The 26,677-nt window shown below is 62.8% G+C and carries 28 protein-coding genes and 1 pseudogene; 14 read left to right on the plus strand and 15 right to left on the minus strand.

Going from position 1 to position 26,677, the window contains the following annotated elements; all coding sequences use genetic code 11:
- Positions 1–29: 29 nt before the first annotated feature.
- From SJY08_RS17145 to SJY08_RS17155, 3 genes are all read right to left on the minus strand, one after another.
- Positions 30–629 carry an NAD(P)H-dependent oxidoreductase gene (locus SJY08_RS17145; RefSeq protein ID WP_377277133.1) on the minus strand — a complete coding sequence of 200 codons (600 nt, stop codon included), beginning with the start codon at positions 627–629 and terminating at the stop codon, positions 30–32.
- On the minus strand, positions 629–2,251 hold the full coding sequence (gene xseA / locus SJY08_RS17150; RefSeq protein WP_377277135.1) for an exodeoxyribonuclease VII large subunit: 1,623 nt from the start codon (positions 2,249–2,251) through the stop codon (positions 629–631). Before xseA ends, SJY08_RS17145 begins: the two co-directional genes overlap by 1 nt.
- Before the next feature lie 66 nt (positions 2,252–2,317).
- On the minus strand, positions 2,318–4,150 hold the full coding sequence (locus tag SJY08_RS17155; RefSeq protein ID WP_377277137.1) for a hypothetical protein: 1,833 nt from the start codon (positions 4,148–4,150) through the stop codon (positions 2,318–2,320).
- Positions 4,151–4,321: 171 nt separating this feature from the next.
- On the opposite strand from SJY08_RS17155, the gene SJY08_RS17160 reads away from it, so the two are divergent.
- From SJY08_RS17160 to SJY08_RS17175, 4 genes are read left to right on the plus strand one after another with little or no spacing between them, the layout of a single operon-like run.
- Positions 4,322–5,314, plus strand: coding sequence for a glycosyltransferase (locus tag SJY08_RS17160; protein ID WP_377277139.1), 993 nt, complete (start codon positions 4,322–4,324; stop codon positions 5,312–5,314).
- Complete coding sequence (locus SJY08_RS17165) at positions 5,311–6,009, plus strand: class I SAM-dependent methyltransferase (protein ID WP_377277141.1); 699 nt, start codon at positions 5,311–5,313, stop codon at positions 6,007–6,009. The genes SJY08_RS17160 and SJY08_RS17165 overlap by 4 nt, the downstream gene beginning before the upstream one ends.
- Positions 6,010–6,014: 5 nt before the next feature.
- The gene (locus SJY08_RS17170; RefSeq protein ID WP_054151426.1) at positions 6,015–6,380 is read left to right on the plus strand and encodes a transporter; all 366 of its coding nucleotides are present in this window, start codon (positions 6,015–6,017) and stop codon (positions 6,378–6,380) included.
- Positions 6,381–6,405: 25 nt separating this feature from the next.
- Entirely contained in the window at positions 6,406–6,750 is a 345-nt protein-coding gene (locus SJY08_RS17175) for a hypothetical protein (RefSeq protein ID WP_377277143.1), read from the plus strand.
- A 38-nt stretch (positions 6,751–6,788) separates the two neighbouring features.
- Here the strand turns inward: SJY08_RS17175 and SJY08_RS17180 are convergent, their stop codons facing one another.
- Complete coding sequence (locus tag SJY08_RS17180) at positions 6,789–7,775, minus strand: Gfo/Idh/MocA family protein (RefSeq protein ID WP_377277145.1); 987 nt, start codon at positions 7,773–7,775, stop codon at positions 6,789–6,791.
- A gap of 192 nt (positions 7,776–7,967) precedes the next feature.
- Here SJY08_RS17180 and SJY08_RS17185 point away from each other — a divergent pair, with 192 nt between their 5' ends.
- The 4 genes from SJY08_RS17185 to SJY08_RS17200 all read left to right on the plus strand — a co-directional run bounded on the left by SJY08_RS17185 (position 7,968) and on the right by SJY08_RS17200 (position 11,645).
- Positions 7,968–8,528 carry a cysteine hydrolase family protein gene (locus SJY08_RS17185; protein ID WP_377277147.1) on the plus strand — a complete coding sequence of 187 codons (561 nt, stop codon included), beginning with the start codon at positions 7,968–7,970 and terminating at the stop codon, positions 8,526–8,528.
- Between the two features lie 11 nt (positions 8,529–8,539).
- Entirely contained in the window at positions 8,540–9,508 is a 969-nt protein-coding gene (locus SJY08_RS17190; RefSeq protein ID WP_377277149.1) for a GlxA family transcriptional regulator, read from the plus strand.
- A gap of 188 nt (positions 9,509–9,696) precedes the next feature.
- Positions 9,697–10,647, plus strand: coding sequence for an aldo/keto reductase (locus SJY08_RS17195; RefSeq protein WP_377277151.1), 951 nt, complete (start codon positions 9,697–9,699; stop codon positions 10,645–10,647).
- 2 nt (positions 10,648–10,649) lie between these two features.
- Entirely contained in the window at positions 10,650–11,645 is a 996-nt protein-coding gene (locus SJY08_RS17200) for an aldo/keto reductase (protein WP_377277153.1), read from the plus strand.
- Positions 11,646–11,654: 9 nt separating this feature from the next.
- Here SJY08_RS17200 and SJY08_RS17205 read toward each other — a convergent pair whose 3' ends face one another.
- The gene (locus SJY08_RS17205) at positions 11,655–12,515 is read right to left on the minus strand and encodes a DMT family transporter (protein ID WP_300889820.1); all 861 of its coding nucleotides are present in this window, start codon (positions 12,513–12,515) and stop codon (positions 11,655–11,657) included.
- Between the two features lie 107 nt (positions 12,516–12,622).
- Here SJY08_RS17205 and SJY08_RS17210 point away from each other — a divergent pair, with 107 nt between their 5' ends.
- The 3 genes and pseudogenes from SJY08_RS17210 to SJY08_RS17220 all read left to right on the plus strand — a co-directional run.
- The gene (locus SJY08_RS17210) at positions 12,623–14,044 is read left to right on the plus strand and encodes a PLP-dependent aminotransferase family protein (protein ID WP_300889819.1); all 1,422 of its coding nucleotides are present in this window, start codon (positions 12,623–12,625) and stop codon (positions 14,042–14,044) included.
- A complete protein-coding gene (locus tag SJY08_RS17215; RefSeq protein WP_377278650.1) occupies positions 14,035–15,018 on the plus strand; it encodes a FecCD family ABC transporter permease in 984 nt (327 codons plus the stop codon). Before SJY08_RS17210 ends, SJY08_RS17215 begins: the two co-directional genes overlap by 10 nt.
- Positions 15,015–15,548: pseudogene (locus SJY08_RS17220) on the plus strand (ABC transporter ATP-binding protein); the annotation flags it as partial. The gene SJY08_RS17215 and the pseudogene SJY08_RS17220, both read left to right, overlap by 4 nt.
- A 158-nt stretch (positions 15,549–15,706) precedes the next feature.
- Here SJY08_RS17220 and SJY08_RS17225 read toward each other — a convergent pair.
- Entirely contained in the window at positions 15,707–16,450 is a 744-nt protein-coding gene (locus tag SJY08_RS17225; RefSeq protein WP_377278652.1) for a helix-turn-helix domain-containing protein, read from the minus strand.
- 280 nt (positions 16,451–16,730) lie between these two features.
- On the opposite strand from SJY08_RS17225, the gene SJY08_RS17230 reads away from it, so the two are divergent.
- From SJY08_RS17230 to SJY08_RS17240, 3 genes are all read left to right on the plus strand, one after another.
- On the plus strand, positions 16,731–17,645 hold the full coding sequence (locus SJY08_RS17230; RefSeq protein ID WP_377277156.1) for a DMT family transporter: 915 nt from the start codon (positions 16,731–16,733) through the stop codon (positions 17,643–17,645).
- 140 nt (positions 17,646–17,785) lie between these two features.
- Entirely contained in the window at positions 17,786–18,808 is a 1,023-nt protein-coding gene (rsgA, locus tag SJY08_RS17235; protein WP_377277158.1) for a ribosome small subunit-dependent GTPase A, read from the plus strand.
- Between the two features lie 152 nt (positions 18,809–18,960).
- Positions 18,961–19,107 carry a hypothetical protein gene (locus SJY08_RS17240; RefSeq protein ID WP_166600004.1) on the plus strand — a complete coding sequence of 49 codons (147 nt, stop codon included), beginning with the start codon at positions 18,961–18,963 and terminating at the stop codon, positions 19,105–19,107.
- A 138-nt stretch (positions 19,108–19,245) separates the two neighbouring features.
- On the opposite strand, the gene pheT is transcribed toward SJY08_RS17240, so the two are convergent.
- The 9 genes from pheT to SJY08_RS17285 all read right to left on the minus strand — a co-directional run bounded on the left by pheT (position 19,246) and on the right by SJY08_RS17285 (position 26,676).
- Positions 19,246–21,669, minus strand: a complete 2,424-nt coding sequence (pheT, locus tag SJY08_RS17245) for a phenylalanine--tRNA ligase subunit beta (RefSeq protein ID WP_377277161.1) — start codon at positions 21,667–21,669, stop codon at positions 19,246–19,248.
- 82 nt (positions 21,670–21,751) lie between these two features.
- A complete protein-coding gene (locus tag SJY08_RS17250; RefSeq protein WP_054151418.1) occupies positions 21,752–22,030 on the minus strand; it encodes a DUF2442 domain-containing protein in 279 nt (92 codons plus the stop codon).
- Entirely contained in the window at positions 22,014–22,247 is a 234-nt protein-coding gene (locus SJY08_RS17255; protein ID WP_054151417.1) for a DUF4160 domain-containing protein, read from the minus strand. The genes SJY08_RS17250 and SJY08_RS17255 overlap by 17 nt, the downstream gene beginning before the upstream one ends.
- Before the next feature lie 46 nt (positions 22,248–22,293).
- The gene (locus SJY08_RS17260; protein ID WP_054151437.1) at positions 22,294–22,584 is read right to left on the minus strand and encodes a DUF2442 domain-containing protein; all 291 of its coding nucleotides are present in this window, start codon (positions 22,582–22,584) and stop codon (positions 22,294–22,296) included.
- A gap of 95 nt (positions 22,585–22,679) precedes the next feature.
- Positions 22,680–23,765, minus strand: a complete 1,086-nt coding sequence (pheS, locus tag SJY08_RS17265; RefSeq protein WP_377277164.1) for a phenylalanine--tRNA ligase subunit alpha — start codon at positions 23,763–23,765, stop codon at positions 22,680–22,682.
- Positions 23,766–23,891: 126 nt separating this feature from the next.
- On the minus strand, positions 23,892–24,296 hold the full coding sequence (gene rplT, locus SJY08_RS17270; protein WP_006725066.1) for a 50S ribosomal protein L20: 405 nt from the start codon (positions 24,294–24,296) through the stop codon (positions 23,892–23,894).
- Positions 24,297–24,333: 37 nt separating this feature from the next.
- Positions 24,334–24,537, minus strand: coding sequence for a 50S ribosomal protein L35 (gene rpmI, locus SJY08_RS17275; RefSeq protein WP_054151415.1), 204 nt, complete (start codon positions 24,535–24,537; stop codon positions 24,334–24,336).
- A gap of 154 nt (positions 24,538–24,691) precedes the next feature.
- Positions 24,692–26,014, minus strand: a complete 1,323-nt coding sequence (locus SJY08_RS17280) for a HAMP domain-containing sensor histidine kinase (protein WP_300889813.1) — start codon at positions 26,012–26,014, stop codon at positions 24,692–24,694.
- Complete coding sequence (locus tag SJY08_RS17285; RefSeq protein ID WP_054151413.1) at positions 26,011–26,676, minus strand: response regulator transcription factor; 666 nt, start codon at positions 26,674–26,676, stop codon at positions 26,011–26,013. The genes SJY08_RS17280 and SJY08_RS17285 overlap by 4 nt, the downstream gene beginning before the upstream one ends.
- Position 26,677 lies beyond the last annotated feature (1 nt).

Below are 26,677 nucleotides of genomic sequence, written 5' to 3' on the forward strand. Positions count from 1 at the left end.
GCGAATGCAACCGCATCCCGTTTTCTGCATCAAATGCTCGCGAAAGCGGCCCTGAGTTTCGCCAGGAAACGCTTGCGCTTTTCATCCGTCGCGCGGTCCATGTCGTGCAGCGCCAGCATGCGAAAATCGACGGACTTGGCGCAGAAGGCGGCCACACCACGCTTCATGATCCGCCTGACCGGGTTGCCCATGTAGAGATGCACGACCCACCACGGAGAACCGGTCGAGGTCACGACCCAGAAGCTACGGATATGAGTCATCAGCGGCACGATGCGTCCGCCGGCCTTGTCATGCTCGAAGGCAACGCCCGGCACGAAGATGCGGTCGATGAAGCCCTTCATGATGGCCGGCAGATTGAACCACCATTGCGGAAAGACGAGCACGAGACCATCTGCTACCTTCAGTCGCTCGACAATGCCTGAGACGTCTTCCGGCGGTTGATAGCCCGGCTCCATGTAGGCGGCACGCTCGGCAGCCGAGAGGCGCGGGTCGAAATCCTCGGCGTAGAGGTCGAGCAGATCGACTGCATGCCCCTGTCCTTCCAGCGTTTCGACCACCGTTCTCGCTGCAGATGCGGCAAAGCTTTCCGGCAGGGGATGAGCGAGCACGACCAGAAAGCGGCGTGACATCAGAACAGGCTCCCCTGCCCAGCCGCAGGCTCGCTCTTGCGCGCCGGCTTGGACACGGCGGCTGCGCGGGCCGGCTGCGGGGCCGGCTGCGGGGCCGACGGTTCCGGCGGGGATACACCCTCGCCAGCAACGGCATCCACTCGCCCATCGGCGAATTCGATCGCGATCGCCTGGCCATGCGACAGCCCGTCGGCGCGCGAAACCGGGCGATCATTCTCGTCGCGGATCACGGCATAACCGCGCGCCAGTACGTTCTTGTAGGAGAGTGACTGCAGCACGCGGTCCTGCGACACCAGTGACTGTCGGGCACGGCGCAGGTCGTTCATCACGGCGCTGTCGGCACGGCGACCGAGACTTTCCAGCCTGTCCTTCGAGCGCTCCGTCATCGCCTTCAGCCGCGCCGGGACTGCCGTCAACGTTGCATCGAAGCGTCCAAGGCGGGCCTTGTTGCGCTCGATCAGCCGTTCGATGACCCGTTCGGCGCGCACGGCATTTTCCGTGAGTTTCTGCTTACGCTCCACCAGTCGGCGCGCCAGCATGTCGGGCGACAGTTTCGCCGCCGCGCGCTCGAAGCTGCGGCGCTTATTCATCGTGTTGAGTTCGAGGCTGCGCCCGAGACCTGCGGCCGCCTCGTCAAAGCGACGACGCGGCAAGGCCAGCAACTGGTCCAGCGAGGGCAGCGCCCGCACAAGGCTGCGCAGGTTCTGGCGGCGATTGTCCATCTGCCGGTTCATGGCGCCGGACAGCCGCGCGGACAGTGTCGCCACCTGCGCCTCAAGATCGGCCTTCACGGGCACGGCCATTTCGGCCGCCCCCGTCGGGGTCGGCGCGCGCACATCGGCAGCATAGTCGATCAGCGTCCAGTCGGTTTCGTGGCCGACGGCCGAGATCAGCGGAATGCTGCTCGCAGCCGCCGCGCGGACCACGAACTCGTCATTGAAGCTCCAGAGATCCTCAAGGCTACCACCACCGCGGGCGACGATCAGCACGTCCGGTCGCGGGATCGGCCCGCCAGGCTCCAGCGCATTGAAGCCGTGGATGGCATTTGCCACTTCGTCGCCGGAGCCTTCGCCCTGAACCTTGACCGGCCAGACCAGCACATGCACCGGGAAGCGGTCGGAGATGCGGTGCAGGATATCGCGGATGACAGCACCGGTCGGCGAGGTGACGACGCCGATCACCTTCGGTAGGAAGGGCAGGAGCTGCTTGCGGGCCGGGTCGAACAGGCCCTCCGCCGTAAAGCGGCGCTTACGCTCCTCGATCAGGGCCATTAGGGCGCCTGCACCGGCCGGCTCCATCTGCTCGATGACGATCTGGTATTTCGACGAACCCGGGAAGGTCGTGACCTTGCCGGTGGCGATCACCTCCATGCCCTCTTCCGGGCGATATTTCAGCTTGGAAAAGGAGCCCTTCCAGATCACCGCATCAATGCGCGCCTTGTCGTCCTTCAGGCTGAAATAGGCATGGCCCGAGGAATGCGGTCCGCGATAACCGGAGATTTCACCGCGCACCCGCACATGGTCGAAGGATGTTTCGATGGTGCGCTTGATCGAGCCCGAAAGCTCCGAAACGGAAAATTCGGTGAGGTTCGTCGGCGAATCGTTGTCGAAGAAATTGCTCATGCCCCTTCCCTAGCGGAAAACGGGGCCAAGATCAGCCCAAAGCACCCGTCATCAAGCGCTTTCCGCTCACGGCAGCTCCACCCGGTAAATCTGCATTCCGGAGGCGCCTTCGAGGGGCACGGGCCTGAGATAAGCAGGCACCTCCCCCTTCATCATGCCGGCATAGAGCCCGTCGACTTTCGTCGACGCGATGTTTTGTGTAGGCGTGAGATCCGGGCAGAAGACGAGGATCGTCGCCCCGGCGCCGCGCAGGAAGGCGGCGGCCTCTTCCGGTTCGGCCAGCCCCACATGCAGTTCCGTCAGCATGCCACCCTGATTGCGGTGGTAGGGGCCGGACAGGACGCGGTGGCGGGTGAAACGCAGAATTTCCGGGCCCAGATCCACAGCCGCGACTACCACGCCGTCCGGCAGGCTGTTCAGGGTCGCAAATCCTGCCGGCGCGTCACAGGCCGGCTTGGCCCCAGCCATGGTGGCCGGTGTCTGGGCAAGCCCCTTCATCCGGTTGGTTACACCTGCCGTTCCCTCGACGAAGAGCACGCCGAACAGCGCCCAGGCGCTCGGCACGGACAGGAAGGCGGCGAGCGCAAAGAGCAGGCCCGTGCCAAGCTTCTGCGGCTCTTCGCGCGCCTTGCGCCTCAGTTCGCCGATCAAAAGCGCCAGCGGCGGGATGGCGAGCAAATTGGCGAAAATCGCCCCGCGCACCTGAACCAGCGCAATAACGAAAGAAACCGCGATCAGACCGAGCATGATTGCGTGGCTGCGGATCCGGTCACCATTGACGATGCGCAACAGGCAGACGCCAATGGCGAAGAAACCGACGGCGTAGAAGCCTCCGAAGGCTGCGGGGTCCTTGGCGAGTTGATCGACGAAGGACTGGGCCTCGATGACGCCGGAAAGCCAAAGCGTGTGCAGCAATGGATCGAGTTCGTTCAGCGGGTTCTGCAGGCATTGCGGCGCGATCGTCACGGTGCCGGCCAGCACCAGGGCGCCGGTCACGCCGATCGCCGCAATCCGCAACCGACGATCGCCCATGCCCGGAAGCTGCGTGGCAACGAAGAGGGACGCGGCTCCGATGCCGATCACGGCATAGAAGCCGACCGAAAGGCTGTCGCAGGTCACCACCGCATACTGGACCGATGGCACGGTGGCGAAGAACATGGCAGACAGGCTGACAAGAAGCGTCAGGGAGAAGGCGCGCGCGGCCCTCGCATAAACCTCACCCTCGAGCGCCCATAGGATGCCGACGGTGGCACAGACGGTCGCCACCAGCGGCGTGGTCTCGGCGCCGATGGCGATCGCAAGTGCAGCAGCGAGGCCCGCAAGCGCATGGCCAACGAGCCCACGCGCCGGATCGACCAGCCCCGCAGCCATGGTCGCGACCAGGACCAGCTGGACATTGTGGTGATCGATCGAGCCCGGCAGGAAGCGGTTTCCGGTGACGACGAAGACCGCCGTCAGCATCAGTGCCAGATGCATGGTGACATCATCGCCCATGCGGCGGGCGGCGACGGCGACCGCTGCCATCAGCGGCAAGATCAGAAGGAAAGGCCAGACGATCAGCGCCAGCGCCTCGGCCTGTTGCATCGGCACAAACTGGGCGAATAGGCGGATCAGCAGCGCGATCGGCAGATCGATCAGGCGGGACCAGTGCATCAGCGTGCCGCCATCAAGCCCCAGCCGATACTGTGTGACGTCGAACCAGGACTGACCGGCAAGCAGATCACGCACCTGCACGAGCCGCAGGACATCGTCGTTGTCGGCTCCGACATAGTCGCTCGCGGCCGGCAGGTTGAGCGCAGCCAGCACCGCCATGGTCACGATACCGTAAACCAGCGTCCAGAGAAGGAGCGGGCGCGGCGCCCGGGCTCTCGACGCGCCAGGCAGGGTGATGTCGGCCATGCTTCGTCAAACCTCCAAGTCCGCCTCGATCGTTTCCTTGCAAAGAAACGACCGGCAGACCGTATTTCAAAGACTGCTCTTCTCCGAAACCTAGCCTTAACCTTCTCAAGAAATAGTAAAACCAATGGTGGCCGAAGGCTGCCCGAACCCCAGCGCTTTGAGCAGGTCCCGATGAGCCACCCGGCCAACCCCTCCCTCGACATCGCCGTTCTCCTGCCCTGCTACAATGAGGCGGCAACGATCGGCCAGGTTGTGAGCGATTTCCGTGCGGCCCTGCCCGAGGCGAAGATCTACGTCTATGACAACAACTCGACCGATGGCACAGCGCTGAAGGCGATGCTGGCCGGGGCCACCGTCGTGCGCGAACGTCGCCAGGGCAAGGGCCATGTGGTGCGCCGCATGTTCTGCGACATCGATGCCGACATCTACATCATGGCCGATGGCGACGGGACATATGGTCCTGCCGACTCCGAGGAACTGATCCGCACGCTGATCACCGAGCGGGCCGACATGGTGGTCGGCACCAGACGGGGGGTCCATGACGATGCCGGACGCCAGGGCCATGCCTTCGGCAACCGGCTGTTCAACCTGCTTTACCGCGTGCTGTTCGGCAACGACTTCACGGACATCTTGTCCGGCTACCGCGCCTTTTCGCGCCGTTATGTAAAGAGCTTCCCAGCGATTTCCGGTGGGTTTGAGATAGAGACGGAAATGTCCGTGCATGCCTCGCGGCTGAGGCTGCCGGTCGTCGAGCTGGAGCTCGACTATGGGCGTCGCCCAACGGGATCACAATCGAAGCTCTCGACATTTCGAGACGGCTTCAAGATCCTCAAGATGTTCGCTCTCCTGATGAAGGAGACCCGGCCCTTCGCGTTCTTCGCCCTTATCGCCGGCGCGTTCCTGGCGAGCGGCATACTCTTTGCCGCTCCGGTCATCGTGGAGTATCTCCAGACGGGCCTTGTCCCGCGAATGCCGACCTGGGTCCTGTCCCTCTGCCTCGTCGGCCTCAGCTTCGTTTCCTTTGCCGGTGGGGTCATCCTGGATTCGGTTGCGCAGGGACGCAACGAACTGCTTCGGCTTCATTATCTTGCCTTGCCCTCGATCCACTCGCGGAGCCGGTCCGAAGCGACCGAAGGGAATGCACAGGAAAGAAATGCCGCATGAGGCGCGAGACCACCAACAGGATCCGCTTCGTCATAGAAGACATCCTCCCGCCGATTCTGCGCGATTCCAGGCTGTTCCTTTGGCTGGCCGAGCGGGTCTGGGGCAAACACATCCGGGATCTGGCCGAGTTTCGGGCGCGCGCGCCGTTTCTGACGGAAGAGGCCTATGCCGCGCTCTACCGCAAACACCCGCGCGTGCATGCAGGCACGGACAATTCGGAGGCCTGTATTGAGCAGGTCGTTCAGGGGGTCGAGGGTGAAAGCGTCTGCGACATCGGCTGCGGGACGGGCGCGCTGCTCACGCGCATCCGTGCGCGTCACCCGCATCTTGCCCGGGTCACCGGCGTGGATTTTGTCATCGATGACGCGGCGGCCCTGCCGGGTGTCGAATATGTTGCAGCGAAGATCGAAAACCTGCCCTTTGCGGACAAAGAGTTCGATACGGTCATCTGCACCCATGTCATCGAACATGTTCTCGAATACCAGCGCGCCATCGCGGAGTTGCGGCGCATTGCCCGAAAGCGCCTGATCATCGTCGTTCCGCGGGAACGTGAAGCGCGCTACAGTTTCAATCCGCACTTCAATTTCTTTCCCTATACGCACTCGTTCCTGCGCGCCATGCATCCGATCCCACCACAATATACCTGCGCGGATATCGGACGGGACATCTTCTACATGGAAACGCTGGAGGGCTGAGGGCGATGGAGTTTTCCAGCCTGACACTTGCGACCTGGATAGGATTGCTCGCCACGCCGCTGTTGATTGCGATGGGGCAGGTTCTGTTCAAGCTGACGAGCCAGAGCACGGGTACATTTTCTCTGGCGAGCCTGATGATGCTCGCGGTCAATCCGGTGTTCATTGCGGCGCTGGCGCTTTACGGTTTTGGAACCGTCGTCTGGATCTATGTGCTGCGCTCCGTACCTCTGACGCTCGCCTATTCCTTCATGGGGCTGACCTTCTGCTTCGTCCCCCTGCTGGCGCAACTCTTCTTCGGCGAACCCTTGCACATGCGCTATCTGATCGGGACGCTGCTCATCCTGGCCGGGCTTGTGACCATACATGTCTGATCGCAGCAATCGGTTTGATTCGTCTGTGACGCTCGGCGTCACGCTGGCCGCCGACCTCCTGCTGTTTCCGATGATTTTTGCCGTCCTCGACGCACCGCTCATGTCACGTGCGGCATCCCTGGTCGTTGCCTATGCTCTCTCGCAAATCCTGCGGCTCGGCATCGGGCGCGGCATATCCCCCCGGGCCCTTCTTCAGGTGCCGGGCTTGTGGCCGCTTCTTGCGGTCACGGTCCTGATCAATTTCGGCCTTTTCGTTATCCTCAACGCCCGTGCGCCGGACATCCGACCCATCCTGCATCTGTTGCTGGCCTGGGCCGGATCTCTGCTGTTCCTCAGTTTCGGATCTTCACGGATAAAACGCCTGCGCTGATCTTCGGCCACCGCTGCGGACAGTCGAGGTCGGTTCGCTTACACCGCTTCCCAGCCATCCTTGTCTGCGGCCCGGTAGATCGCATCAATCAGCGTCTGGTTTGCCTTGGAGCTTTCCAGGGTGACGACCTCCCCCTTGGTGCCGGCAACAGCGCGGGCAAAGGCTTCCGCCTCCAGCTTGTATTGGCGGCTGTCGGGGAAGCGGAAGATCTGCGAGACGTTGTGGCTGCGATTGGTGAGTTCGACTTCCTCGGCACCCCAGCGATCGGCGTTGAAGGGTGACTTCACCTCGATGAACCCGTCAGTGCCATGGAAGACCATCAGCTGGCGGTTGGCCATCTGGGTCGAGACATAGAAGTTCAGTTCGAAATCGGCAAAGTCAGCCTTCACGCTCGCATAGATATCCGTGCCGAAATCCGGATCGCGCTCGATGGTCGACTGGACGCGGACCGGCTCCTTATCCGTGACGAAGCGGGTGGTGATTGTCGGGTAGACGCCGATATCGGGCAATGCACCGCCGCCGAGCTCCGGGATGTTGCGCATGTTGCTGGGGTCGCGGTTGAAATAGGTGAAGGAGCCCTGGACCATCTTCAACGTGCCGATCGCGCCTTCGGCCAGCAGTTCACGCACCTTCAGCCAGACCGGTGCGTAAGTCACCATATAGGCTTCCGTGATCAGTACCTTGTTGCGTTCGCGGGCCGCGATGATCTCGTCGATTTCCGACGCTTTGAGCGCGATCGGCTTTTCACAAAGCACATGCTTGCCGGCGTCGGCGGCCTTGATCGCCCATTCGACATGCTGCGAGGTCGGCAAAGGAATATAGACCGCGTCGATGACGTCGGAGGCCAGCATCTCCTCGTAGGAGCCGAAGGCATGCGGCACCGAGAAGCGATCGGCCATCTCGCGGGCTCTCGCCAGATCGCGGCTGGCGATCGCTGTCACCACGGCATTTTCGGCATCCTGGATCGCCGGCACGACAAGCTCGCGACCGATCTTGGCCGTCGACAGAATTCCAAAACGCAGCATCTTTATTCCTCCTCAAAATGTCGGGGCGGACATTAGGCGAAGCTCCGGCAGGGCGCAACGGGTTGTCAGACAATCAGCTTGCTCGGACAAGGAGCAGCTTGGCCGAAAATGTCCGATCTTCGTCCGGGCCGCGCATAGTACCCATGACGCCTGAACTTATGCTAGCTGTCATCACAACGACAGGAGACGAATATGTCCGCTCAAGACACTGCCCTCATCGTGGTCGACGTTCAGGAGAGCTTTCGCCATGCGCCCTATTGGGACGCATCTGAACTCCCCGCTTACCTTTCGAGGCAGCAGGCGCTGATCGACGGCGCGAAGGCTGCAGGCATGCCGATCGTGCAGATCTTCCACGTCGACACCGACGAAGCCTTCCGGCTGGAAAGCGGACTTGTCCGCACGCTCGACGAGATCACAATTACGCCGGACGTGACCTTCCACAAAGGCGTGCATTCGGCCCTGGTCGACACTGGTCTCGAAGCCTGGCTGCGCGAAAAGGGCATCTCCCGCGTCATCGTCTCGGGCATCCGCACCGAGCAGTGCTGCGAGACCACCACGCGCCATGCATCCGATCTCGGATTCGCGGTCGACTTCGTCACCGAGGCGACGCTCACCTTCCCGATGACGCATGCCTCGGGCCGGGTCTTTACCGCAGACGACATCTGCATGCGAACGGAGCTGGTGCTTGCCGACCGCTTTGCCCGGATCGTGACCGTCGAGCAGGCTCTGATGCCGCCCTCCGCCGCCGCCTGAGATTGCCCATCATGGACGTGATCCCAGTCTTCATCCTCGTTCCGCCTGACACCCTGCTGATCGACATTGCCGGTCCGCTGGAGGTGCTGCGGTATGCGAACCAGGAGCAGGACCGGGTCCGTTTCGACTATCGCTACATCTCGGCTCAATCGCGGCAGAAGACCTCGATCGGGCTCATGCTCGACGGTCTCGAACCCCTGCCCGAGACGCTGCCTGACAATGCGATCCTGATGATTTCCGGCAGCCTCACTGTCGGCACCGAAGAGATCGCCCGCGAGGCCGAACTGAAGACGCTGACGCGCTGGCTCGCCCGCACGGTCAGGCCGGACACGCGGCTCGTCACCATCTGCTCCGGCGCGCTGCTTGCTGCGGCAGCCGGGCTGATGGAGGGCTATCAGTGCACCACGCACGCAGAATGCCTAGACGAACTCCGGGCACTTGCACCGACGGCGAGTGTTCTGGAGAACCGGCTCTATGTGGAAGATGGCAACCGCTTTTCGAGTGCCGGTATCTCGACCGGCATTGACCTCATGCTGCATCTCGTCAGCCGCTTCGCCTCGCCGCAGGCAGCACTCGCCGCTGCCCGCAAAATGGTCATCTATCTCCGTCGCAGCGGCCAGGACCCTCAGCTTTCGCCCTGGCTTTCCGGCCGCAACCATATCCATCCGGCCATCCACCGCGCCCAGGATGCGATCATGGCGGATCCGGCGCGCGACTGGTCGCTTCCCGGGCTCGCCGAGATCGCGCATTTGAGCGAACGGCATCTGTCCCGTCTTTTCCGGGAATATGTCGGTCAGTCGGTCGTCGATTACGTCAACCTGATGCGGGTGACGCTCGCCCAGGAGCTGCTCAAACAATCGAGGCTCGACATGGAGAACCTCGCTTTGCGCGCCGGATTTGCCTCCTCACGCCACATGCGACGGATCTTCGTCCAGCATCACGGCGTGCCGCCCAGTCACTTTCGCCGGGCGGCCGAATGAGGAGCCCTGGACCGCAAAAGAGAGACTGCGGGACTGGACGGCCGCCGGTTTCGATCCATATCGATTGCGGTTTCCGGCGTCGGGACAGCGGCTCTGCAGGTTCGATCAACGCTTCTGAATGGCCTCTTCGACCGACGCTTGCTAACCTGCCTTTTCCGTCGCTCCCTTAACCCCTCCCGAGGCTTTCCATGCAGAAACGTGCTCTCGGCCGCACCGGCCTTTCGATCGCTCCCGTCGTGCTCGGCGGCAATGTCTTCGGCTGGACGGCCGACGAAAAGACGTCGTTTGCCATTCTCGACCGCTTCTTCGAGGCCGGCTTCAACACGATGGACACGGCCGACATGTATTCGCTCTGGGCCGACGGCAATATCGGAGGCGAGAGTGAGACGATCATCGGCAACTGGCTGAAGCGCGGTGGTGTGAAGCGCGAAGATGCCGTTATCGTCACCAAGGTCGGGGCCGATCTCGGAGGCAAGAAGCGAGGCCTCAGCGCGCGCCGCATTGCAGAGGCGGTCGAAGATTCGCTGCGCCGTCTGCAGACGGACTATATCGACCTTTATCTCGCCCATTGGCCGGATGCGGAAACGGATGACGAGGAGAGCCTTGCCGCCTTCGCCAAGCTGAAGGATGCCGGCAAGGTGCGCGCGATCGGCTGCTCCAACCTCGACGCCGAACAGCTGCAGGCGACCTTCGATGCGGCAGCTAAGGCGGGCGTTGGTCGCTATGACGTGATCCAGCCGGAATACAATCTCTACACACGCTCGAAATTCGAGGGTGAACTCGCAGAGCTCTGCCAGCGCGAGGAGATCGGCGTCATCACCTATTATGCGCTGGCCTCGGGCTTCCTCACCGGCAAATATCGCAGTGCTGCCGATACCGAGGGCAAGGCACGCGGCGAGGATATGGAGCCCTATCTCAACGCACGTGGCTTCGATATATTGGGCGCTCTCGACCAGATCGCGGCCGAAACTGGCACCAGCCCCGCGACCGTTGCGATCGCCTGGATCGCCGCACAGCCCGGCGTCACCGCGCCGATTGCGTCTGCCACCAGCCTGCGCCAGCTTGAAAGCCTGATCGCGGCCGGGAAACTGGAGCTGACGACCGCGCAGATGAAACAACTCAACCAAGCCGGAGCATGATCATGAAGACTCGCAAACTCGGCACCCTCACCACATCGACCATCGGCCTCGGCTGCATGGGCATGAGCCATGGCTATGGCACCAACATCGACGAGGCAGCGGCGCAAACGCTGTTCGATCACGCCATCGAACGTGGCGTGAACTTCTTCGATACGGCGGAGGTCTATGGACCCTTCACCAACGAGGAACTGGTCGGAAAGGGACTGAAGCGGCATCGCGACCACGTGGTGATCGCCACCAAGTTCGGCTTCACCATCGGCGACGAGGCCAAGGCCGCTCGACCTTCCGGCCTCGACAGCCGGCCGGAGCATGTGCGGGCCGTCGCCGAGGCGTCGCTGAAGCGGCTCGGCGTCGAGGTCATCGATCTCTTCTATCAGCACCGCGTCGACCCCGACGTTGCGATCGAGGAGACCGTCGGCGTGATGGCGGACCTCGTCAAGGAAGGCAAGGTCAAGGCGCTGGGCTTGTCCGAAGCAAGTGCGGCAACGCTGCGACGCGCCCATGCCGTGCATCCGATCTCGGCCATCCAGAGCGAATATTCACTCTGGACCCGCGACCCCGAGACCAACGGTGTGCTCGACACCTGCCGCGAGCTCGGCATCGGCTTCGTGCCCTTCTCCCCGCTTGGTCGCGGCATGCTGACGGGTGCCTTGAAGGATTTGTCCAAGCTCGGCGAGAACGACTTCCGCCGCGGGTTGCCGCGCTTCGACCAGGAGAATTTCGACGCCAACCTTGCGCTGGTTACCGCGCTCGAAACCATGGCGGCGGACAAGGGCGTGAAACCCGGCCAGCTGGCGCTTGCCTGGGTTCTCGCCCAGGGCGATTTCATCGTGCCGATCCCCGGCACGACCAAGATCGCCAATCTCGACAGCAACATCGATGCGACCGGGATCACGCTCTCGGCCGAAGAGCTCGCCACGCTGTCTTCCGTCGTCTCGCCCGACAAGGTGGCCGGCGCACGGTATGGCGAGGCCATGGCCAAGATGGCGGGGCGCTAAAGGTCTCCCTCAAGCAAAGCGCCGGCTACCCGCCACGCAGAGAACGACCAGCAGGGCTGTCGCCAGCATGGGAAGGCTGACCTTCTCATGCAACAGCCCTGCGGCAAGCACAAAACCGAGAAAGGGTTGCAGCAGCTGCAGCTGCCCGACCGAGGCAATGCCGCCCAGCGCCAGACCGCGATACCAGAAGATGAAGCCGATCATCATGCTGAACAGCGAGACGTAAGCCAAAGCCAACCAGCCTGACATCGACACGGCGCCAAGATCCTGCGGCAGTGTCCAAAGCGCGAGTGGCAGCATCACCGGCAGCGACAGCACCAGCGCCCAGCTGATCACCTGCCAGCCGCCAAGCCGACGCGACAGGCGGGCACCCTCGGCATAACCCAGGCCGCAAACGATTACCGCCGCAATCATCAGCACTGCGCCTTGCACCGCCATGTCCGCCGTCCCCGAGAGCGCAAAGCCGGCCACGAGCGCCGCTCCCGTGACGGAGAACATCCAGAAGACCGCTGATGGGCGCTCCCCCGCCCGCAAGACGCCGAACAGCGCGGTAGAAAGCGGTAGCAATCCGATGAAGACGATCGACTGGGCGGAATTGATGCTCTGCAGCGCCAGCGCCGTCAGCAGCGGGAAGCCGACCACGACACCAAGCGAGACGATGGCCAGCGGCAACAGATCGCCGCGCAGGGGGCGCTTCTCCCGCATCGCGATCAGCAGGGCCGCTCCCAGAAGTGCGGCGATCACGGCCCGCGCCGAAGTCAGGAACAGCGGGGCGAAATCGGCAAGCCCCACCCGCGTTGCCGGCAGTGAGCCGCTGAAGATCAGCACGCCGATGAAACCACTCGCCCAGGCCTTCCACGAAGTCGTCATTTTCGTCTCCATTCGTCTGGCCTCCCCTATCGCGCGGAGGGGCTGGCGCATCCAGATATGGATCGATACAATCTAGTCAAACTGTATTGACGACAAAGGCCATACAGATGAACGAGCGCGTTCAACCATTGGAGCCACCAGCGTCACGCACGGCCCATGTCATGGCCGTTATTCGAGGCCGCATCGGTTCGGGTCAGCTCGTACCAAACGACCGTCTGCCCTCGATCCGGCGGCTGGCTGCGGAGCTTTCGGTGTCGCCCTCGACTGTGGTCGAAGCCTATGACCGGCTCTCCGCCGAAGGCTTGATCCGGGCCCGCCCCGGCTCCGGCTTCTTCGTCACCGAGGCCGGTCGCACGCCAGCACCCCTCGTCCGGCTTGAGCCGCCAAGGCCCCCTGAAGTCGATCCCTTCTGGGTAGCGCGTCAGGCGCTGGACGCCGATCCAGGCACATCCAAGCCCGGCTGCGGCTGGCTGCCGCCGGACTGGATGCCGACCGCCCTGCTGCATGCCGCCATGCGAAACGTGCTCCGCCAGGCGACCAGCCTCATGACGGATTACGGACCCTCGCGCGGCAGTGCTGGCCTCCGGCGCTTCGTCGAGACGCGACTGCGTCAGCAGTCGATTCCGCTTTCCGAGAATCAGGTGCTGCTTGCCGGGTCCGCCACACAGGCGCTCGATCTGGTCTGCCGGCTGCTTTTGCGCCCCGGCGACCGCGTGATCGTCGACGATCCCTGCTACTTCAATTTCCAGACGCTGCTCCGCGCCCACCAGGCCATTGCCATTCCCGTGCCCTATACGGAAAACGGCCCTGACATTGCTGCCTTCGAGGCCGCCGTCGCCCGCGAGGCGCCGCGGCTTTATCTCACCAATTCCGGTCTGCACAATCCGACCGGTGCTACGCTCTCGCCGCAGATCGCCTTCCAGCTGCTCGGCATCATCACGCGTTCGGACATGCTGGTCGTCGAGGACGACATCTTTTCCGATTTCGAGCCGGAGCCTGCGATGACACTTGCGACGCTCGACGGGCTTTCCCGGGTCATACGCATCGGCAGCTTCTCCAAGACCATCTCTGCTTCGCTGCGCACAGGATTCATCGCCGCCGACCCCGAGCGGATCCGGCTCCTCACTGACCTCCAGGTTGCAATCCAGTTTGGCGGCCCAAGCCAGGTTGCGACCGAAGCGATCCATGGCGTGCTCGCAAGCGGCGGCTATCGCAAACATCTCGAGCAATTGCATCGGCGGCTCGACACAGAGCGGCGCGCGGTGGGGACCCGGCTCGGGGAGCTTGGCATCCATCCCGTGCTCGCGCCGCGCGGCGGACCCTATCTCTGGTGCCGGATGCCGGAAGGTGTCAGTTCCACCGCGCTTGCGCAGGCCGCCCTGCCGCAGGGGGTGGTGCTGGCGCCCGGCAACGTCTTCAGCCCATCGCTGTCATCAGACGGTTTCATGCGCTTCAACGTCGCGCACATGGGCGATGCGCGCCCGTTTCGGGTTCTGGAACGGGCGTTGAAGACGTCGCGCTGGCACTGACTGCCGCCGTCTTCGTGGTGGCTTTGAGTGTCGGGATCGGTGATCTGCCGATCTCGATCACCACCACTTTCCTTGCGATCTCCAACAAGCTCGGCTGGACGACAGCCGAGCTCAATCGCATCCATGAAGCCGTGATCTGGGACTACAGGCTGAGCCGGGCGCTTGTCGCGGCCTTCTGCGGTGCGGGGCTCGCGATCTCGGGCGCCATCATGCAGTCGCTGCTGCGCAACCCGCTGGCTGAACCCTATGTGCTCGGCATTTCGGCCGGCGCCTCCACAGGGGCCGTGAGTATCGTCATCCTCGGCTTCGGCTCCGGTGCTGTCTCCCTCTCGGCCGGCGCTTTCGCCGGGGCCTTCGCCGCCTTCCTCTTCGTCGTCCTGTTGTCCAACGGCACGCGCGGCGGGGCCGACCGCACCATTCTGGCTGGCGTTGCTGCATCCCAGCTCTTCAACGCCGCAACCTCTTATATCGTGACGACTGCCGGCAATGCCCAGCAGGCGCGGGATGTGATGTTCTGGCTGCTCGGCAGCTTCGGCGGCGTGCGCTGGCCCGAGTTCATACTGGTCTCCGTGGTCGTCGGGTTTGGCCTGATCGCCTGCCTCGCCTATTCCCGCATCCTCGACGCCTTCGCCTTCGGCGACGAGGCCGCCGCAGCACTTGGCGTCAATGTCGGTCGCGCCTGGCTCGCGCTCTTCTGTCTCACCGCCATGCTGACGGCGACGATCGTCAGCATGGTCGGCTCGATCGGCTTTGTAGGCCTCGTCATCCCGCACGCTGCGCGCTTCCTCGTTGGGCCGCTCCACATCCGCCTGCTTCCGGCCTGCGCGATCGGCGGAGCCATCTTCATGGTGCTTGCCGATATCGCCTCGCGGATCCTGGTTCCGCAGCAGGTGCTGCCCATCGGCGTCGTGACCGCGCTTGTCGGCATGCCGGTCTTCTCGATCATCCTCTATCGTTTCCAGCGCCCGACATGAGCATCACGGCCGACACCATCACCTGGAAGATCGGGTCGAAGACCATTCTCGACAAGGTGAGCTTTGCCGCACGTCCGGGCGAGATGCTAGGCCTGCTCGGCCCGAACGGCTCCGGCAAGACCTCGCTGCTGCGGCTGCTCGCAGGATTGAAGCGTCCCCATTCGGGCAGCATCAGCCTCAAGGGACACGATATCCAGTCGATCGCCCGCAAGACGATGGCGCAGCGCGTCGCCTTCGTCGAACAACATGCGACAACCAATGCCAATCTGAAGGTTGTCGACGTCGTCAAGCTCGGCCGCTTCCCGCATCGCTCGATGTTCTCCGCCTGGACTGCGGAAGACCAGGCAGCCGTCGAGCAGGCGCTGGAGCGGGCGGGGATGGTGGCAAAGCGCGACCATACCTGGCAGAGCCTGTCCGGCGGCGAACGGCAGCGGGCGCATATCGCCCGGGCCCTGGCTCAAGCCCCGAAGGAAATCATCCTCGACGAGCCGACCAACCATCTCGACGTGCAGCACCAGATCGCACTTCTGTCGCGAGGTATTCTCGATCGATGCCCATGTTGAGCCCTCGGCGCATCATGGCCGGCCGCTGATCCAATTCTCGCGGACGGTCCGCTAGGTCGACATGATTGCCGGGCAGTCCTGACCCGGACGAGCCGCCGATGCGGCTGAGAAATCGACCATCTCGCTCAGCCGCCGACCGCCCGGCGATAGGCCGATGGCGTCGTGCCGGTGACGGCCTTGAACATGCGCGTCAGATGGCTCTGGCTGCTGAAACCGCAGGCCGAGGCGATCTGAGCGATCGGTTCGCTACCGGCCAGCATACGCCTTGCGCGATCGATACGGCGGTTGAGGATGAAGTCATGCGGTGAGACGCCGCAACTTGCGCGAAACATCCGCTGCAGATGGAATTCGCTCAAGTCCGCCAGCTTCGCCAAATCCTTCAGCGTGATTGTCTGGTCGAGGCTTGCCTCGATGTGCTCCACAAGCCGCCGGCGCAGCACGGGAGCCAGACCGCCACGCAGCACCGGACGCCGCTCACCGCCATAACGAGGGTCGGCAAAGAGCTGCCCGACGGCCGCGACGATCGCCTGTTCGGCCAGCAGCCGGTTGCCGCCCTGCGTGGCAGCGGCCAGATGCACCAGCGCCTCCGCGAGTTTCGGCGCCTCGTCGAAGGTCGCCTCTGGCAGAAGCATCAGCCGGGCATCGCGGTCGAAGGTCTCCGAGAACAGGCGACGCAGTTCATCGTCAGCGACATAGAGATGCACGAATTCGAAGTTGTCGGTGATCTCCCATTCGGAAGACGCCCCCTGCGGCATGATGCAGAGCGCACCCGGCCAGCCGGCGATGCTGCCGGCATCGATCCGCCGCGTGCCGTCGCCGCCGCGCAGGTAACAGCTGAAGGTATGCCCGTCGGTGCGCTCATAGCGCATGCGATCATGGCTGTTGCGCCAGATCGCACTTGCCCGGCCCTCGCCAAGGTCAAGCGTTTCCCCACGCTCGGCACGGGAAGAGGCGGACAGGGAGCCGAAGACGGTGGCGGTGTGCAGCATGGATGGTCCTTGAAAGATCGTCTGCATTCTAGCGCGCTTGATGCGCTGCGCCATCACCAATCGGATAGGCGTGGCCGCCTCAGTGCTGTTCACCGCAAGATCATGCAAGAACGGATGGCGCCAGCTGCGTTACCTGCGTCTCGAAAGCGAGGCGCATGACATGACCAATCTCCTTCTCTTCTCGTCGACCGTGCTGATCTGGGGCACGACCTGGATCGCGATCGCGCTGCAGATCGGGCCGGTGCCCGTGCTGGTCTCGGTCTTTTATCGCTTCGCCCTTGCCGCCCTCCTGCTCGTCGGCGTGCTGGCCCTCACAGGTCGCCTGAAGGTGCCGACGCTCAAGCAGCAGCCCTTCATCCTCGTCCAGGCGCTGTCGCTCTTCTGCTGCAACTTCCTCTGCTTCTATCACGCGGCGAGCTATGTGCCGTCTGGGCTCATCTCCGTCGTCTTCTCGCTCGCCACTGTTTACAACGCCGTCAATGCCCGGATCTTCTTCGGCGATCAGATCAAGCCGCGCACGCTGGTCGCCGCAGGCTTTGGCGCCACCGGACTTGCGCTGCTTTTCGGGCCCGAGATCTTCATCGCCGTCAATCCGGACAGCTGGAAGGGCATCGGCCTTTCGGCGCTCGGCACGCTGTTCTTTTCCTTCGGCAACATGGCCTCCCGCCGCAACAGCGCTGAAGGCATCGCGCCTGTCACCGCCAATGCCTGGGGCATGAGCTACGGCTCGGCAGCACTTCTCGCCCTGATCGGCATCACCGGCACGCCCATCGTGCTGCCGGCGGACCAGACGTATCTCGCCGCCCTCGTCTATCTCTCGGTCATCGGCTCCGTCATCGGCTTTACCACCTATCTGATGCTGGTCTTGCGCATCGGCTCGCAGAAGGCGGCCTACGCCACCGTGCTCTTTCCGGTGGTCGCATTGACGCTTTCGAGCCTCTACGAGGACTATCACTTCACCCCGCTCGCGATGGTGGGTCTCGCACTCACGCTCGCCGGCAATGCAGTGATGTTTGCGCGCCTGCCGAGCCGACAGCCCCTTAACGCTGTCGAGCCGGCGGAACTGAAGGGCTGACTACAGATCCTTCCGCCGTGACGGATGGCGCGGTCGATTTCCCGCGTCAGCGACGACATTCTGCGCTATGAGAAGCGTCACCGTCTGATCCCAACGCTGAAAGTGCCCATGGCCCCACGTTCCAACTCCGTGATCCGCCCTTGACCGGCCTTAACGATACTGCCGCGCTCACGCGGCTCGGTTTCAGCGCCTTCTTCACCGAGCAAGTGACGGCTGACGAGGCCGAGCTCCTTGTGCGCCGCATCTCCTCGGTGCATCGCGACCGCCTGGAGGCGATCGATGCGACGGGGCCGGTGGAGATCGAGCTTCCGCCCAACAGCAACACGGCCGATTTTGCCGTGGGCGACTGGGTTCTTGCCGCGCCCTATACCGGACTGCTCGCGCGCCGCCTGGATCGCCAGACCGTGCTGCAACGGCGGACCGAAGGCGCTTTTGGCCAGCAGCTTGCCGCGGCCAATGTCGATACGCTGTTCATCGTCACCTCCTGCAATGCGGACTTCAACGCCGCGCGGCTGGAACGTTATCTGGTGATGGCCAATGAGGCGGGCACGCGGCCCGTCATCGTGCTCACCAAGGCCGATACGGTCGACAATGCCTCCATCTACGCGGATGAGGCCCAAGGCCTGCAGCGCGATCTGCCTGTCGTCATCGTCAACGCCCGCTCGTCTGAAGCCATCGACCCCTTGATGCCCTGGTGCGGCCCCGGCCAGACCGTTGCGCTGGTCGGCTCTTCTGGTGTGGGCAAGTCGACGCTGGTGAATACGCTTGCCGGTCACGGCGCGGAGACGGCGCAGAAGACCGGCGCGATCCGCGAGCATGATGCCAAGGGGCGGCATACGACGACGGCACGTTCCCTGCATGCAATCGCAAGCGGCGGCTGGGTGATCGATACGCCCGGCATCCGCACGCTCTATGTCAGCGACATCACGGACGGGATCGACACGCTGTTTGCCGAAATCACCGAGCTTGTGCCGCATTGCAAGTTCCGAGATTGCAGCCATTCGCACGAAAAGGGCTGCGCCGTGCAGGCGGCGGTCCAGGACGGTAGCCTCGACCCGGCGCGTCTCGACCGGTGGCGACAATTGCAGGCGGAGAACCGCGACCGCACACCCGTCTATTCCGGGCCGAAGGGCAACAAGACGCTGCGCAAGAAGAAGTATTGAGCTTTCGGTCGCCAATCCCTACATAGGGTTCATAGGCGACGCCCTTCGCACGCGTCGCATCCGCTCGCCATCGACGAGCTTTTCTTCCCCGTTTAGCGCGACATTCCAGGCTCCGGCATTCTGCCGGCGCATTTCCAGAATTGGAGACCAGCATGGCAGACGACAACACCAAGGGCTATGAGCCCATTCCCTTTGCCAAGAAGCATCGCATCTCGGTCGAAGACGCCAAGGCGATCCTTGCCAAGCACGGCGACGACCGCAAGTCCGCCGACAAGGAAGGCCGTCGCGTCAGCCTGTGAGGTGTGATGACGAAGCCCGACCTTACCGACGGTCATGACCGTCGGGTACACATCAAAAAGCCCTTTCCCTGACATGCAGGGAAAGGGCTTTTTCTTTGTCTCATCGCCAGCGGCCCAGGTCCGCCCGCCATCACAGGATCAGGCGCGCAGCGTGCCGCCCGTGGACTTCTCGACATTGCCGACGATCTTCTTCGTCAGTGTATCGAAATCCTCGTCGGTCAGCGTCTTGTCGGTCGGCTGGATCAGAACCTCGATCGCCACCGACTTCTTGCCCTCGCCGACGGATGCGCCCTCGAAGATATCGAAGACATTGACGCCGGAGATCAGCTTGCGATCGGCGCTTGTCGCCGCCTTGATGATCGCGCCCGCCTCGACCGCCTTTTCGACGACGAAGGCAAAGTCGCGCTTCACCATCTGGAAGGCCGAGAGTTCCAGCGCCGGCTTGGTGCGGGTCGCCTTCTTCTTCGGCTCCGGCAGAGCGTCGACATAGATCTCGAAGCCGCAGAGCGTGCCTGACACGTCCAGCGCTTCCAACGTCTTCGGGTGAAATTCGCCGAAGGTGCCGAGGATAACCTTGGGGCCGGCCTTGATCGTGCCGGACCGGCCGGGGTGATACCATTCGGGGCCGCCCTGCTCGATCTGCACATTGCCCGTGGGAATACCGCAGGCTTCGAGCACGGCGAGTGCATCGGCCTTCGCGTCGAAGACATCAACCGGCTTGCCGCCGCCCTTGGCACTGTTCGACCACATGCGGCCGGAACCAGCAATCGAGGCCGTACCACGGCGTACACCACCGGCGACGCGACGCTGGGTCTCGGGCGTATCGCCCTCATAGGTGCCGGAAACTTCGAAGACCGCCACATCGCCAAAGCCACGGTCGGCATTGCGCTGTGCAGCCGTCAGCAGACCCGGCAGCAGCGAAGGCCGCATGTCGGACATGTCTGATGCAATCGGGTTGACCAGCTTCAGCTTCTCGCTGCCGCCGCCGAAGAGCCTGGCATGCTCGGCCGAGATGAAGGACCAAGTGACGGCTTCCAGCATGCCGCGCGAGGCAAGCGCCCGGCGGGCCGAACGCGTGCGGATCTGCAACGTGGTCAGGATCTTGGCATTGACCGAACCGGTCGGCGGCAGGGGCTCCGGCTTGATCTTGTCGACGCCGTGCATCCGCATGACTTCTTCGACGAGATCGGCCTTGCCATCGACATCAGGACGCCAGGAGGGCACGGAAACCCTGGCCGAGGTCTCGTCGCCCGACAGGATCTCGAAGCCGAGGGCTGTCAGGATCTGGCGCAACTCGTCGTTGGAAACGGTCAGACCCGTCAGGCGCTTGACTTCCGCATAGGGGAAATCAACGACCTTCTTCTGGTGACCCTTGTAGCCCTCGACCTTCTTTTCGGCCGCAACACCGCCGCACATTTCGAGCACCAGCTCGGTGGTGCGCTCCAGACCCGGGACCATATATTCCGGATCAACGCCACGCTCGAAGCGATAGCGCGCATCGGTGATGATGCCATGCGCACGGCCGGTCTTGGCAATGTTGATCGGATCCCAGAGGGCAGACTCAATCAGCACATTGACGGTGTTCTCGTCACAGCCGGAATGCTCGCCGCCCATGATGCCGCCGATGGATTCCAGGCCGTTGTCGTCAGCGATGACGACATTGTTCGGGTTGAGCTTGTAGGTGCGGGTGTCGAGCGCGAGGATTTCCTCGCCCTCCTTTGCGCGGCGGACGACCAGCGCGCCGTTGACCTTGTCGGCGTCGAAGACATGCATCGGACGACCCTGGTCGAAGGTCATGTAGTTGGTGACGTCAACAAGCGCCGAGATCGGACGAAGCCCGATCGCGAGCAGCCGCTGCTGCATCCATTTCGGGCTCGGGCCGTTCTTCACGCCGCGCACCAGGCGATAGGCAAAGCCCGGGCAAAGATGGTCTTCAAGCTCCAGCTTGACCTGATGCGGGGTTTCGCCCTCGACCTTGAAGGCGGGCGCCTTCGGGGCCTTCAGCGTGCCGAGACCGGAGGCTGCGAGATCGCGGGCGATGCCGAAGACCGACGTGCAGTCCGGACGGTTCGGCGTCAGGTTGATCTCGATGACCGGATCGTCGAGGCCGGCATAGGATGCGAAGGAGGTTCCAACCGGCGCATCCTCGGGCAGGTCGATAATGCCGTTGTGATCGTCGGAGATGTTGAGCTCCTTTTCGGAGCACATCATGCCATGGCTCTCGACACCGCGGATCTTGCCGACGGAGAGCGTGACATCAATGCCCGGCACATAAGTGCCCGGACGCGCCAAAGCGCCGATCATGCCGGCGCGGGCATTCGGCGCGCCGCAGACGATCTGCACTGGCTTGCCGTCGCCGGCATCGACCGAGAGCACCTTCAGGCGATCGGCCTCAGGATGCTTTTCCGCCGTCAGGATCTTGGCGATGACGAAAGGCTTGTAGGCCGCCTTGTCATCGACATCCTCGACCTCAAGCCCGATCGCGGTCAGCCGCTCGCAGATCTCGTCGAGCGAGGCCTCAGTTTCCAGGTGATCCTTCAGCCAGGAGAGTGTGAATTTCATTGAACTTTCTCGTCTTCCTCAATGCGCGTCTCGCGCAAATTCAGTATTCCGTCGCGGTCTCGTCGATAGGCCGGCGCGTCAATCAGGCCGCCTTGTCGGGCGCTTTGGCGCCCGGTGCCTTCCAGCCTGCCAGCATGCCTCGAATCGACAAATCCTCATCTACATCAGGCCAATGAACCCCCGCGAGCATGAGATGCACGTTGTTGCGCTGCGCAGGCGTTGCGTTCAGAAGGCGCGGATACCACCACAGCGGCGTCGATACCTGCCGTCCGTCGGCGAGCCGAACGTGGACCGTATGCGGGTCGCACCAGGCCTCGGTCGGGCGCTCCGCCTCTGGATAGGAATCATGCGAAATAGTCATTCCATGCCTCCAGCATCTGCTGCCTGTGTTCCGCGACCACTTCCAGTATACGTGCAAGGTCTCTCTGGCTAAAGCCCCCGGCTTCCGCGACCTTGAGATCCGCAAGCCAGACCTTCGCTTCACCTCCATTGCCATCGACGTGAATATGAGGCGGCTCATATCGGTCGGCGGAGTAGAAATGAAAGCGGAACCCATACTTGCGAAGGACCGTCGGCATCAGCTCACCCCTTGCACAATCTCCTTCAACCTGAAGGATCCTGTTCTTACTGTCTCGTTCCCATCTGTATCTTGCCCGAGACGTCCAGCGGTCGCGCGCCTGATGCCTGTCTTCCGAGGAGCATGCTGACCACCGTCACATCGAGATCGATGTCGGGCCAGTGGATGCTCGACGGCATGAATTCCACGTTGTTCCGCTCCACCGGCATCGCCTCCTGAAGGGGCGGGTACCACCAGACCGGGACGCTGACGATACGACCGTCCGTCAGTTCCACATGCAGCAGGTCGTCATCGCAAAGCAGATCGACCGGCCGCATGTTGTCGAGATGTTCAATCACGTCGCATTTGCCTTCATTCACTCGGAGAAGCGGGCTTCATCCACCCCTCCGTCTGGCCACCCCTCATTCATCGGGGCAGCCACGCATTGTGCCAATCAGCTGCTCAGACCGCCGAACAGCGTCGGCACATCGAGCGGGCGGAAGCCGTAGTGGCTCATCCAGCGGACATCGGCGTTGAAGAAGTCGCGCAGGTCCGGCATGCCGTATTTCAGCATGGCGATGCGGTCGAGGCCCATGCCCCAGGCGAAGCCCTGGTATTCGTCGGGATCAAGACCGCCAGCTCGCAGCACGTTCGGGTGGACCATGCCGCAGCCGAGGATTTCCATCCAGTCCTTGCCCTCGCCGAACTTGACGATCGGACCCGACGAGCGGTCGCACTGGATGTCGACCTCGAAGCTCGGTTCGGTAAAGGGGAAGAAGGACGGGCGGAAGCGCATGGTGACGCTGTCGACCTCGAAGAAGGCCTTGCAGAATTCCTCGAGAATCCAACGCATGTTCGCGACATTGGCCGTCTTGTCGATGACGAGGCCTTCGACCTGGTGGAACATCGGCGAATGGGTAGCGTCCGAGTCCTGGCGATAGGTCTTGCCGGGAATGACGATGCGGATCGGCGGCTTCTGGGCCTCCATGGTGCGGATTTGCACCGGCGACGTGTGCGTGCGCAGCACTTTGCGCTCACCGTTCTCGTCGGGAGAGAGGAAGAAGGTGTCGTGCATCTCGCGGGCCGGGTGGCCTTCGGGGAAGTTCAGCGCCGTGAAGTTATAATAGTCGGTCTCGATATCGGGACCTTCGGCGATCGAGAAACCCATGTCGGCGAAGATCGCGGTGATCTCGTCGACGATCTGGCTGATCGGGTGGATGCGGCCACGTTCGGCCGGCGAGGAGCGCACGGGCAGCGAGACATCCAGCGTCTCTGCCTTCAGGCGGGCGTTGATCGCCGCGTCCTTCAGCGCCGTCTTGCGGGTTCCGATTTCCTCGGTGATCTCGTTCTTCAGCGCGTTAATCGCGGCACCGCGCGTCTGGCGCTCTTCCGGCGTCATCGTGCCGAGCGTCTTCAAGAGTTCCGAGACGGACCCCTTCTTGCCGAGGGCCGCCACGCGCACAGCCTCGATCTGAGCCTCGTCCGCAGCAGCGGCGATGTCAGCGAGAAGCGTCGTCTTCAAACTGTCGAGATCGGACATGTTTCCGTTTCCTGCCCCATTGTCTCGCCACCATTTCCCGGCGGCATGAAGATCACATGAAAAAACCCGCGCCAGCCCTGCCAGCGCGGGTTTCCCAATACTTGAATTCAGTCTGGGAAGCGCTGGTTACTTGACCGCGCTTTCAAACTCGTTGGCCGTGCCTGCGTCCTTGAGGTAGGCGAGTGCCTTCTTGGAAGCTTCTACGAGCTTCGCGAATGCTGCCGGCTCATGGATGGCGAGGTCGGAAAGGACCTTGCGGTCGACTTCGATGCCAGCCTTGTTGAGGCCATCGATGAAGCGGCCGTAGGTCAGGCCGAATTCGCGGACTGCAGCGTTGATACGCTGGATCCACAGAGCGCGGAAGTTGCGCTTGTTGTTCTTGCGGTCGCGGTAAGCAAACTGCTTGGAACGATCAACGGCAGCCTTTGCTGCGCGGATCGTGTTCTTGCGGCGGCCGTAGAAGCCCTTGGCCTGCTTGAATACCTTGTTGTGCTTGGCGCGGGAAGTTACGCCACGTTTTACGCGTGCCATGTCATGATCTCCTTAATTGTCCAACAGCGAGCGGGTCTCAGAGACCGTTTGGCAGGTAGTTCTTGATGACCTTCTTGCCGTCAGGTTCAGCCAGAACCATCGTGCCGCGGGCATCGCGAATGAACTTGTTGGAACGCTTGATCATGCCGTGGCGCTTGCCAGCAGCGGCGGCGAGAACCTTGCCGGTCGCCGTGATCTTGAACCGCTTTTTGGCGGCAGATTTCGTCTTCATCTTGGGCATTTTGCTACTCCATTGTTCTTGTATCGAAACAGGCTGACGAATGCCCGTTTTCAAGCATAAAGAACGGCCACGGCATGCCCTGCCGGACCGTTCGGACGCGCGCTTATAACCGTAGACCTGAAAAAGCGCAACGGGTGGCGATCGGAATCTTCGTTTACAGGCCAGCCGGCAAAAGCAAGCTCACTCTGAGGCCACCGGTTGCCCCCCGCGAAAAGGCGATGGCACCGCCATAGGCGTTCAGAATATCGGAGGTGATCGCTAACCCCAGCCCCGTACCCTCGTCCTCCACCAGATGGACACCGCGAGCAGCAATTTCCGGGATCGCTGCCTCGGCAACACCTGGACCATCATCCTCGACTTCGAGCCGAATATGTTTCCCGTCGCGCTCCGCCACGACAGCGATCTGAGTTTTGGCGAAGTGCGTGGCATTGTCGAGCACATTGCCGAGCGCCTCTGCGAGGTCGGCTGGATCCATGTCGACTGTCAGCTGATCATCGACATCGACCTTCCAGGCGACATCACGCGCTGACGTGACCGGCGTCAGAACCGATATCAGCTTGCCGGTGAGCGAGGCCAGGCCCGTCTGCGCCATCTGCTCGACGCCGAGCCTTGCCGACTGCAGCTGCCGGTCGGAGCGTTGCCGGATCAGATCGACCTGCTGGCGGATCATGCTGCGCTCGCGCTCGGGCAGATTGTCTGCGAGCTGCAGCAGAACGGTGAGCGGCGTCTTCAGGCCATGGGCTAGATCGCTTGCTCTGGCACGGGCGCGCTCGACGGCCGTTTCCCTCTCCTTCAGGAGGCCGTTGAGCTCCGTGACGAGAGGACGGAGCTCGGTAGGGCCGGCATCGGGCAATTGGTCGGTCCGTCCGGAACGGACGAGAGAAAGCGCCTGCTGCAATCTCGACAGCGGCGCAAGGCCGATGCCGATCTGCAGGAAAGCCGCCGCCAGCAGGACGGCAGCCGTGAGGACGAGCATGATCGTCATCGCGCCATGGAATTTAGAGATGGCATCATCGATCATCTTTTGATCGAAACCGGCAAGCAGCGTCAGAGGCCGATTGCCTTCCGGCGTTTCGAGTTGAACCTCGCGCAGTTGAAGCAACAGAGGTTCACCATCCGGCCCTTCGCCCTGTCGAAATCCGTAGGCGCCGTGTTTCAGGGTCTCGGGCAGCAGCTCGACATCCCAGAGCGAACGGGAGCGGAAGACCTGGTCGGTTCCGGCGATCACCTCCCAGTAAAGGCCACTGCCCGGCAGTTCGAAGCGCGGATCACCTGGCTCGTCCGTCATGCGCGCAACGCCGGCGGGGAATTCGACGCCGGCGGCCAACTGATCGATGATCGCCGACATGTCGGCATGATAGCGGTCTGCGACATAATTGGAGAAGATCCGGCTCAGGCCGGAGGCGACGAGGAGCAGAACAAAAGCAATCGCCAGAACGGCGCCAATGAACAGGCGCAGACGTAGCGACTGGGTCATGCCTCCTCGCCTGATAGCGTGTAGCCGAAACCCCGGCGGGTCGCGATGGCAGACGGATGGGTCTTGCGGCGGATGCGCGCGATCATTGCCTCAACCGCATTCTTGGCCTGCTCGTCGTCCCGTCCCTGAACCTGGCGCGCAATCTCGATCGGATCGAAGACCTTGTGCGGCTCGGCGATCAGCATGGAAAGCAGCCTATACTCGAGCGGCGTAAGCTCGATCGGCCGGCTCTCGAAGGTCACGCGACGGGAGGTATCGTCGAGCACGAAACCTCCGGCTGATGCAGTCGCCTTTGCGCGGCCATGAACCCTTCTCAACAGAGCCTTCAGACGGGCGATGAGTTCCTCGCTGCGGAATGGCTTTGGGAGATAGTCGTCAGCGCCGGCATCGAAGCCGTCGACCCGTTCCATCCAGGATCCTCGTGCGGTCAGGACCAAGATCGGAACCTCGACACCGGCTCCGCGCCAGCGCTTGAGGATGGACAGGCCATCCATGCCAGGCAGGCCCAGATCGAGGATGATCGCCTGATAGTCGCCCGTTTCGCCCTCGGCCCAGACATCGGGCCCATTGTTGAAATGTTCGATGATGAAGCCCTCCGCCTCCAGCTTCGAACGTGTGTGGTCCGCAATGGTCTGGTCGTCCTCCGCGAGCAGAATGCGCATG

This window comes from Rhizobium sp. R86522, from assembly GCF_042466255.1.
In the GTDB taxonomy this organism is placed as follows: Bacteria; Pseudomonadota; Alphaproteobacteria; order Rhizobiales; family Rhizobiaceae; genus Allorhizobium.